This is a genomic window from Mesorhizobium sp. M0910, from assembly GCF_040319465.1.
GTDB lineage: Bacteria > Pseudomonadota > Alphaproteobacteria > Rhizobiales > Rhizobiaceae > Mesorhizobium.
On the sequence record NZ_JAMYNZ010000001.1, the window covers coordinates 763,350 to 772,751 of the forward strand.

Consider the following 9,402-nt stretch of genomic DNA (forward strand, 5'->3'; position numbering starts at 1 on the left):
TCAGCGCTCCTTCACCTTGTTGAGATATTTGACATAGATGTTGGTGATCGCCAGCACCATGATCAGCACGATGTAGGCGAGCGCGCAGGAACGCCCGGTCTGCCATTCCTGGAACGCCATCTTATAGAGCCGGATCGAGATCAGCTCGGCCGTCGGCTGGCTGGTCAGGATGTAGGCGAGGTCGAAGGTCTTGAACGCCTCCATGGTGCGGAAGATGACCGCGATCATCAGGATCGGCGCAACCAGCGGCAGCGTTATGCGGAAGAAGGTGTAGAACGGCCCGGCCCTGTCGATCGCGGCTGCCTCGTAGAGATGCTTGGGCACAGCCGACAGGCCGGCCAGCGACAACAGCATGACAAAGGGCGACCACATCCAGATGTCGGTCAGCGCGACCGCATAGAGCGCCATTTTCGGATTCGACAGCCATTCGAAGGTGCCGAGGCCGAGCGCATAATTGATGATGCCGAAGGACGGATCGTAGAGCAGCTTCCAGAACAGGCCGACGACGGCCATCGACAGCATCATCGGCAACAACAGGAGCGTCGTCAGCAGGCCCTTGAGCGGAATGTCGCGATTGAGCAGCATGGCCACGCCGAAGCCGACGAGCAGCTGGCCGGCGACCGAGATGATGACGTATTTTGCGGTGATGGCGAAGTTGGACCAGACATAGGGATCGCTGAGCAGGTCGCGATAGTTTTGCAGCCCGACGAAATTCGCCGCCGCGCTGGTCGAGGCGCGGAAATCGGTGAACGAATAGCCCAGCGAATAGATCAGCGGGAAGATGTTGAAGACGATCAGAAACAGGATCGTCGGGATGATGAAGAGATTGCGGATCGAAATGTCGCTTAGACCGCGAGCGGCGGCCCGCGAGGACCTGTCCAGCGTGGTGATCATCGTGGTCGCCAAGACCCTGCTCCCGGTTCAAGAATCAGAAAAAGAAACGGAGGAGGCACGAACGCCCCCTCCGTGAAACTTCATGCTTATTGGCCGCGGCCGTATTTCTTGAAGGTCGCGTTCCAGTCGGCTGCCAGTGCGTCCAGCGTCTCCTTGGCGGTGCCTTCGCCGCCGATCATGTAAGGATAGATGCGCTGGTTGAGCTGCTGCAGCAGTTCCGCATATTCCGGAACCGCCCAGAAGTCCTTGACCTTGAACATGGTCTCGTAGAACGCCTTGTTGTAGGGCGTGGCGTTCTGGAATTCGGGCGACTTGAGCACGGCGGCACTGCAGGTGTAGCCGCCAAGCGCTGCCCATTTCTTCTGGGTCTCGTCCTTGATGAACCATTCCAGGAACTTCGTCGCCTCTTCCTGCTTCTGCGAGTAGGAAACGATGGAGATGCCCTGACCGCCGAGTGCGGCGAACTGGTCGCCGCCAGGTCCGGCTGGATTGGCGAAGAAGCCGGTGTTCTTGGCGTTCGGGTTCGACGCCTCGTTGATCAACGAGGGGAAGAACGCGAAGTAGTTCATGCTCATCGCGGCCAGGTTTTCAGTGATCGCCTGGTTGTCCTCGACGAAGAACGACTTGGCCCAGCCCGGAGGCGTGAACTTGTAGAGTTCCTTGTAGGCGTCGAGCGCCGCGATCGCCTTGTCGGAGTTGATGAAGCCATCGACCTTGTAGGTCTTATAGTCACCCAGCTCGCCGCCAAAGGAGAACAGCGCGTTTTCGAAGCCCATCGCCATCGCGTCATAAGAATTGTCGGTGTAGATGGCGATGCCGTATTTTTTCTGGTCCGGCCGGTAGAAGAATTCGGCGATGTCGCGTAGCGCCTTGAAATCCTTCGGCACGTCGAGATCGTAGCCATACTTGGCCTTGAAGGCTTCTTTTTCCTTGGGGTCTTCGAACCAGTCCTTGCGATAGGACCAGCCGACGGCGTCGCCTTCGAGCGGAATGGCCCAGTACTTGCTGCTGCCGCCCGGATATTCGGCATAGTATTTCACCGTGGCCGGTGCCATCACTTCACCGACCTTGTGCTTGTTGAAGAAGTCGGTCAGGTCGACATAGTGGCCACCGGTCGAGCCAGCACCAAGCCATTGCGAGTCGCCGACGACCATATCGTAGGCGTCGCCATGGGCGTTGAACTCGGTGAAGGCCTTGGTCTGGAAGTCGGGCCACGGTGTGGTTTCCACCGTGATCTTGACGCCGGTTTCCTTCTCGTACTCGTTGCCGAGTTCCTGCAGGTAATTGGCCGGATCCCATTCCGCCCAGAAGATTGTAAGTTCCTTTTCCTGCGCGTAGACGGACGTTCCGCAGGCGAGCACTAGGCCGATACCAGCAAGCAAGCTGGTCATTGTCTTGCGCATAATGATTTCCTCCCTTGTGCGCATTCTACCGTTCATGAGAACCGGCATCGAGGCCGGCCCTGGTAGTCCTCCCGTGACGGCACCGTTTCGGTCTGTGAGCCTCCTCGCTCGACCGAAACGGATCTCAGCCTTCACCTTTGATCCGCTTTATTTGTCCTGATCTGGTATTACCAATTTAAGAGGAACGTCAAGCCCTTTCTTGGACGGTGACGGACACGCAGACAAGCTGGCTTCTGCGATATCTGCCTGTTTTCGCTGAATTTTCCTACTCCATGATACATGAATGCCTTACTTGGGCCGCTGCATCGCCAGTAGCATGAATAGCCAAGTTGAAAATCTGGTCGAACCAGATTGGCGTCATCTCACGGCGGTCGTCGGCGCGATCCCATCTCCTTCAATCATCGACTCGGTCATAGCCGCGCGCACAAGAGCCCCGGCCGCCCATTGCGCAACCGACATCATACTGCGGCTATCCAAGCCCCATATATCCTTCAATACGATCAGCATCTCAACACCGAAGATCAGCGACAGCGCCTGCGCAAGCCGCTTGAATTCGCGCTGCGGCAACTGGCCCTTGAGTGGCGCGATCGCATCCTTCAAAAGCTCGATGCGATGGCCGCGCGTGAAGGCCGGTTCGCCGCCCAGCGTGCCTGCCTGTCGCTGTGCCCACTGGTCGAGCGACAGTTTCAGCGCCGCCTTGAACGTCGCTTCGAAGGCCTCGATGCGCGGCATGGCGGTGTCGAACAGCTCGGCGACCCGGCGCTCCGGATCGGCAGAGATCGATTGCCAGGTAAGGATCGGCCCGAGCCCTTCGTCGACCACCGCCTGCACCAGCGCCGCCTGGCTCGGAAAATACCGATAAGCGGTGGCGCGCGAGACTTCCGCTGCTTCCGCCACCTCGCTGACGGAGGGCGTGGCGCCCGCCTGCATCAGCTTTGTCGCCGTCTCCAGCATCAGCCGCTTGGTGCGCGCGCGGGCCCCGCGCTCAGCCCGCGGGCTGGCGCCTTGGCCGGCGTCGTCGTTCACTGTCGCTTGTTGACGTGAGACATCCATGTTAATACGATACGCGCGTCTCAAAAAATTGCAATGGCCCTTCGCCCATCGAACGGCCAGGCAAAGGGGCGGCAGCGCCGAACACGCCCAAGACCGGGGAAACGCGATGAAGCGCATCTATGTGGTGGGCACCGCCGACACCAAGGGCGAGGAACTCGCATTTCTGTCCGATGCGGTCGCCGCTACCGGCGCTTCGATTGCCCGTGTCGACATCGGAACACGCGGCGCGACCGTGCCGGTCGACATTTCGGCAGACGAGGTCGCCAGCCACCATTCCGAGGGTCGCAACGCCGTGCTCGGCGTCGACGATCGCGGCACCGCGGTGGCGGCAATGGCTGCCGCCTTTGCCCGGTTTGTTCAATCGCGCAGCGACATTGCCGGGATTATCGGCATTGGCGGCGGTGGCGGCACCTCGATCATCACCGCAGGAATGCGCACGCTGCCGCTCGGCCTGCCCAAGATCATGGTTTCGACGTTGGCCTCCGGTGACACCACGCCTTACGTCGACGTCTCCGACATCGTCATGATGCCGTCGGTGACCGACATGGCCGGCCTCAACCGACTTTCCCGTGTCGTGCTGCACAATGCCGCCCAGGCGATATCAGGCATGGCGGCAAAGCCGGCGCCGCCGGCCGACGGCAGACCCTCGATAGGCCTGACCATGTTCGGCGTCACCACGCCATGCGTGACCGCGATCGCCGATGAGCTTCGTTCGACCTATGACTGCATGGTCTTTCATGCCACCGGAACCGGCGGCCGCACCATGGAAAAAATGGCCGACAGCGGCCTGTTGTCCGGCGTCATCGACATCACAACGACCGAAGTCTGCGACTTGCTGCTTGGCGGCGTGCTGCCGGCGACCGAAGATCGCTTTGTCGCCATCGCCCGCACCAGGCTGCCTTATATCGGCTCGGTCGGCGCGCTCGACATGGTCAATTTCTGGGCGCCGCCGACAATTCCGGAACGCTATCGCGGCCGGCTGTTTTATGAGCACAATCCAAACGTCACGCTGATGCGCACCACTGCCGACGAAAGCAGGACGATCGGCGAATGGATCGGGACAAGGCTGAGCCTCTGCCAGGGTCCGGTTCGTTTCCTCATTCCGGAGAAAGGCGTGTCGGCGCTCGACATCGAAGGCGGCGCCTTCTTCGACCCTGAAGCCGATGCCGCTTTGTTCGAGGCGATCGAGCGTACCATCAAACCCGCCAAAACGCGGCGCGTGCTGCGCCTGCCGCTGCACATCAACGATCCGGAATTCGCCTGGGCCGCCACAACGGCCTTCCTCGACATCGCCAGACAGTGAGACACCAAGACATGGCCGCCATACCGCGCAAGAAAATCCTGGAGAAATTCCGCATGATGATTGCGGATGGCGTGCCGATCGTCGGCGGCGGTGCCGGCACCGGCCTGTCGGCCAAGGCCGAGGAAGCCGGCGGCATCGACCTGATCATCATCTACAATTCCGGCCGCTACCGCATGGCCGGGCGCGGCTCGGCCGCCGGCCTGCTCGCCTATGGCAACGCCAACGAGATCGTCAAGGAGATGGCCTACGAAGTGCTGCCGGTGGTGAAGAAGACGCCGGTGCTGGCCGGCGTCAACGGCACTGATCCCTTCGTCATCATGCCGCTGCTTTTGGCCGAGTTGAAGACGATGGGCTTTTCCGGCGTCCAGAATTTTCCGACCATCGGCCTGTTCGACGGCCAGATGCGGCGGAGTTTTGAAGAAACCGGCATGGGCTTCGGGCTCGAGATCGACATGATCGCCGAGGCTCACAGACTCGACCTGTTGACCACGCCCTATGTCTTCAACCCAGACGAGGCGCGCGCCATGACAACAGCCGGCGCCGACATCGTCGTCGCCCATATGGGGGTGACCACCGGCGGCTCGATCGGCGCGACGTCGGCTAAATCGCTGGACGACTGTGTCAGCGAGATCGACGCCATCGCCAAAGCGGCACGCTCAGTGCGCGAGGATATAATCCTGCTTTGCCATGGCGGGCCGATCTCGATGCCGGACGACGCCAGATATATTCTCGAGCGCTGCAAGGGCCTGCACGGGTTCTATGGCGCCAGTTCGATGGAGCGGCTGCCGGCGGAAGCCTCGATCGCCAGGCAGACGGCGGATTTCAAGGCCGTCACGTTCGGCGCTGCGTAGAGACCAGCAAAAGAAGGTGGGACGATGACCGACAACAGCAAGGTGTTCGTATATCCAAAAGACGTCAGCGCCTTCGGCTTCGACTGGGGCAGGCTGTCGCTGACGGTCGCTCCCGAAGTGAACGGCGCAAAGCGATTTTCCGGTGGTGTCGTCGACCTCCCGTCGGGCAAGGGCCATACGCGTCATAACCATCCGGGTGCGGAGGAGATCATCTTCGTCATCTCAGGCGATGGCGAGCAGATGGTCGAGGACGAGAAAGGCAACCCGGTCGTCGAGAAAGTCGGCCCCGGCTGCACCATCTATGTGCCGGAAAGCCGCTTCCACTCGACGCTCAATACCGGCGATGGGCCGATGCAGCTTTTCGTCGTCTATTCGCCGGCCGGGCCGGAACTGGCGTTGCGGGAGTTGCCGGATTTCAGGTTGATCCCGCCGGGCGGGGATAGAAGCGCCTAACCCCCGCCCGCGTTCCAGCCCCGGCCCCGATCGCCGAACATCACGTACCCTGTGTCGGTGACCGCCACCGTGTCCTCCAGCTTGATGAAGCCGCGCGTCGGGTGGAGCATGGTCGTCTCGACCGAAAGCACCATGTTCTTCTCCAGCGGCTTTGCGGCATAGGTGCCTTCATAGGTCACCGGATGGTTGGTCATCAGGAACGGCGCTTCATGCGTGATCAGCCCCATGCCATGCGCGAAGAAATCGGTATAGGGCGCAACCTTCGACTTCTTCAGCACGCCTTCGGCATGAGAAATCATGTCACCGCCCAGCGTGCCCGCCTTGACCTTGGAGAAGGCCGCCTGCTGCACTGTCTCGATCTCGGCCAGCAGATCCTCGAGTTCGGCGTCAGGCTCGCCCAGCACGCCCATGCGGCAAAGGTCGCCGATATAGCCGTGGTAGTTGCCGCCGGAATCGATCGACATCACCTCGCCCCGTTTCCAGGCCTGCGGCGAGGCGGCGCGGTTGTGGCTGGAGCCTAGCGTCAACAGGCAATATTCGAAATGCGCGCCGCGATTGGTCTCCTCGCGCCTGAGCTGTTCGATGATCTCGCTCTTGGTCGTGCCTTCGCGTGCCCAGCCGATGGTCGCCAGCATGGAATCGGTGATCAGCTCGGAGGCGATGCGCAGCTTCTCCAACTCGGCCTCGGTTTTGATTGCGCGCATGCGCTCCAGCATATCAGTCGCATCGATCAGCTTGGCATCCGGCAGCGCGTTGCGGATCAGCATATAGGCGTCGGACGGCAGGAAGGCGGGCTCGATGCCGACGCGGGCATTGCCCTTGCCGATCTTTCGCAAATGCTCGACCGCCAGGTTGGCGGCATCGAGCGTGCCCCAGCAGGCGGCATGCAGTGTCGGCGTCCAGAATGGATGGTTCTGGTGCTCGCCGCCTTCCATGCGGTTGGCGATATAGGCGGCATGCTCCGGCCCACCTTTCTCATAGACGACGACAGGCAGATAACGGCTGTGGCCGATCGCATCCATGGCGGCGAAGAAGATGAACTTGTAGCCGCCAAGCAGATACTGCGTGTTGTGCTTGGAGGTGGCGAGCAGCACGTCGATGCCGGCCTCCTCCATCAGCCCGTCCACCCGAGCCTGGTCGAACGGCACGCCGCCGACGGCATTCTTGCCTGGGGCAATGTTCATGTCTCTCTCCCTGAAATCCCTTGGCCGGCCGCTCGCCGGCACCGGCTTTCCGGCTCTGACCCTCGGCTATGCTTAATCTGCATCATTTTGCCCGATCTGGTCCAGCCAGAACGGGCGAACCAGCCCCAAAGCTGGTCCACCTGCTGCACTTTACTCCAGTCTGGGTCCTGCCAGAACCGCGCATCGAACCGTTTCCGTACAACTGGTCCAACGGACGGAAATTTCAAAGCCACGTGAGGATGCGCCAATTCCGTCTTTGGCGAAACCCCGTACAAGGCCCATAATCAGCCGTGCAGGATGCTTACGAGCGTCCGAGGGGTACGGCGGACCCGGCCGGGTCCGCGGAGAGGACGGAGTTCGATCATGCCAGAGTTCACCATTTCCAGACGTACGATGCTTGCGGGTTCGGCATTGCTGCTGGCCTCCACCGCGATGCCGACGATCGGGTCGGCGCAGACGCCGAAAAAGGGCGGACGACTGGTTGTCGCCGCTGATTCCGAGCCGCGCAATCTCAATCCGGCGATCGTCGCCTCGAACGGCGTCTTCTTCATTTCGAGCAAGATCGTAGAAACCTTGGCTGAGGCCTCCTTTGAGGGCAAGGACGGGCTCGATCCGCGCCTGGCACTCAGCTGGGAAGGTGCCACCGACGGCCTGTCGGTGACGTTCAAGCTGCGCGAGGGCGTCAAATGGCATGACGGTAAACCCTTCACCTCCGGCGATGTCGCGTTCTCGGCGCTGCATATCTGGAAGCCGTTGCAGAATCTCGGCCGCACCGTGTTCAAGGATCTGGAGGCGGTCGACACGCCGGACGAAGCCACCGCCGTGTTCAAATTCGCCAAGCCGACACCGTTCCAGCTGATCCGCAACGCCTTGCCGGCGCTGAGCAGCGTGGTGCCCAAGCACATCTACGAGACCGGAAAGATCGAGGACAACCCGGCCAACAACGCCCCGGTCGGCACCGGACCGTTCAAATTCGCCGAATACAAACCCGGCGAATATTACCGGCTGGAGAAGAATACGGATTATTGGGGCAAGGACGAGCCCTATCTCGACGAGATCATCTATCAGGTGCTGCCGGACCGCACAGCAGCGGCCAGCGCGCTCGAGGCCGAAGAGATCCAGCTCGCCGCCTTCTCCGCCGTGCCCCTCGCCGATCTCGACCGCATATCCAAAGTGCCCGGCCTCAAGGTGATCACCAAGGGTTATGAAGGGCTGACCTACCAGCTCGTCGTCGAGATCAACCATCGCCGCAAGGAGCTGGCCGACCTGAAAGTGCGCCAGGCGATCGCTCACGCCATCGACAAGGATTTCGTCGTCAAGACGGTGTTTCTCGGCTATGCCGCCACCGCCACTGGCCCGGTGCCGAAAAACGACCCGCAATTCTACACCGCCGACGTGCCGACGTACGCCTTCGACCTCGTCAAGGCCAACACCTTGCTGGACGAGGCCGGCTACAGCCGAGGCGATGACGGCAAGCGCTTTTCACTGAAACTGCTGCCGGCGCCCTATTTCAACGAGACCAAGCAGTTCGGCGACTATCTGCGCCAGGCGCTCGCCGCCATCGGCATCGACGCTCATCTGGTCAACAACGACTCGGCCGCGCATATCAAGGCTGTTTACACCGACCACGCCTTCGACCTTGCGGTCGGGCCGCCGGTGTTCCGCGGCGATCCTGCGATCTCGACCACCATCCTGGTGCAGAGCGGCATTCCAGACGGCGTGCCCTTCTCCAACCAAGGCGGCTATAAGAACGCCGAACTCGATGCCCTGATCGCCAAGGCATCGGAGACGCTCGACACCGCCGCCCGCACCGAACTCTACAAGGAGTTCCAGAGAAAAGTTGCCGCCGACCTGCCACTGATCAACGTCGCCGAATGGAGTTTCATCAGCGTCGCACGTGATACGGTCAAGAACATCGCCAACAATCCGCGCTGGGCGGTATCGAACTGGGCGGACACTTGGCTGGAGGGGTAAGGAAGTCTCTCCAGACTTGCGCGCCGCTTGTGTGCTCAGCTTCAACGATGAGAGCTTTTTCGCGCCCCCCTCTGTCCTGCCGGACATCTCCCCCACAAGGAGGGAGATTGGCAGCTTTGGCGTTGCCGGCCGTCTTGCAACGCTGGAGATTGGCGAAAGCGACAATGACAGCTGATCTCCCCCCTGTTTGGACCGGGGACATCGCGAACAGGTGTGCGAGGACATCGCGAACAGTTTGGCGCGCTTTGCGCTGGGGGGTTCGGGATGCCATTCGAGGACACGAGCGC

General features: G+C 61.2%; 8 protein-coding genes. 4 read left to right on the forward strand and 4 right to left on the reverse strand.

The features are described from left to right. From NKH78_RS03755 to NKH78_RS03765, 3 genes are all read right to left on the reverse strand, one after another. On the reverse strand, positions 1-906 hold the full coding sequence (locus tag NKH78_RS03755) for a carbohydrate ABC transporter permease (protein ID WP_254816733.1): 906 nt from the start codon (positions 904-906) through the stop codon (positions 1-3). 74 nt (positions 907-980) lie between these two features. Continuing rightward, complete coding sequence (locus NKH78_RS03760) at positions 981-2,297, reverse strand: ABC transporter substrate-binding protein (RefSeq protein ID WP_352448404.1); 1,317 nt, start codon at positions 2,295-2,297, stop codon at positions 981-983. 357 nt (positions 2,298-2,654) lie between these two features. Further along, entirely contained in the window at positions 2,655-3,350 is a 696-nt protein-coding gene (locus NKH78_RS03765) for a TetR/AcrR family transcriptional regulator (protein WP_352506668.1), read from the reverse strand. A gap of 106 nt (positions 3,351-3,456) precedes the next feature. On the opposite strand from NKH78_RS03765, the gene NKH78_RS03770 reads away from it, so the two are divergent. The 3 genes from NKH78_RS03770 to NKH78_RS03780 are packed head-to-tail and all read left to right on the forward strand — an operon-like array spanning position 3,457 to position 5,957. Further along, the gene (locus NKH78_RS03770) at positions 3,457-4,653 is read left to right on the forward strand and encodes a Tm-1-like ATP-binding domain-containing protein (protein WP_352691135.1); all 1,197 of its coding nucleotides are present in this window, start codon (positions 3,457-3,459) and stop codon (positions 4,651-4,653) included. 11 nt (positions 4,654-4,664) lie between these two features. Next, positions 4,665-5,504: a phosphoenolpyruvate hydrolase family protein gene (locus NKH78_RS03775; RefSeq protein ID WP_352506670.1), complete on the forward strand. Its 840-nt coding sequence runs from the start codon at positions 4,665-4,667 to the stop codon at positions 5,502-5,504. Positions 5,505-5,528: 24 nt separating this feature from the next. Further along, positions 5,529-5,957, forward strand: a complete 429-nt coding sequence (locus tag NKH78_RS03780; protein WP_352691137.1) for a cupin domain-containing protein — start codon at positions 5,529-5,531, stop codon at positions 5,955-5,957. Here the strand turns inward: NKH78_RS03780 and NKH78_RS03785 are convergent. Continuing rightward, the gene (locus tag NKH78_RS03785; protein ID WP_352506672.1) at positions 5,954-7,141 is read right to left on the reverse strand and encodes a M24 family metallopeptidase; all 1,188 of its coding nucleotides are present in this window, start codon (positions 7,139-7,141) and stop codon (positions 5,954-5,956) included. The two genes, NKH78_RS03780 and NKH78_RS03785, sit on opposite strands and share 4 nt — an antisense overlap. Before the next feature lie 363 nt (positions 7,142-7,504). Here NKH78_RS03785 and NKH78_RS03790 point away from each other — a divergent pair, with 363 nt between their 5' ends. Beyond that, positions 7,505-9,115 (forward strand): ABC transporter substrate-binding protein, encoded by a 1,611-nt coding sequence (locus tag NKH78_RS03790; protein WP_502899775.1) that lies wholly within the window; start codon positions 7,505-7,507, stop codon positions 9,113-9,115. Positions 9,116-9,402: the final 287 nt, after the last annotated feature.

Bases quoted from the DNA above. Each gene is read 5' to 3' on its own strand.
- NKH78_RS03790 (WP_502899775.1), top strand. From the start codon at position 7,505: ATGCCAGAGTTCACCATTTCCAGACGTACGATGCTTGCGGGTTCGGCA.
- NKH78_RS03770 (WP_352691135.1), top strand. From the start codon at position 3,457: ATGAAGCGCATCTATGTGGTGGGCACCGCCGACACCAAGGGCGAGGAA.
- NKH78_RS03785 (WP_352506672.1), bottom strand. From the start codon at position 7,141: ATGAACATTGCCCCAGGCAAGAATGCCGTCGGCGGCGTGCCGTTCGAC.
- NKH78_RS03760 (WP_352448404.1), bottom strand. From the start codon at position 2,297: ATGCGCAAGACAATGACCAGCTTGCTTGCTGGTATCGGCCTAGTGCTC.
- NKH78_RS03780 (WP_352691137.1), top strand. From the start codon at position 5,529: ATGACCGACAACAGCAAGGTGTTCGTATATCCAAAAGACGTCAGCGCC.
- NKH78_RS03765 (WP_352506668.1), bottom strand. From the start codon at position 3,350: ATGGATGTCTCACGTCAACAAGCGACAGTGAACGACGACGCCGGCCAA.
- NKH78_RS03775 (WP_352506670.1), top strand. From the start codon at position 4,665: ATGGCCGCCATACCGCGCAAGAAAATCCTGGAGAAATTCCGCATGATG.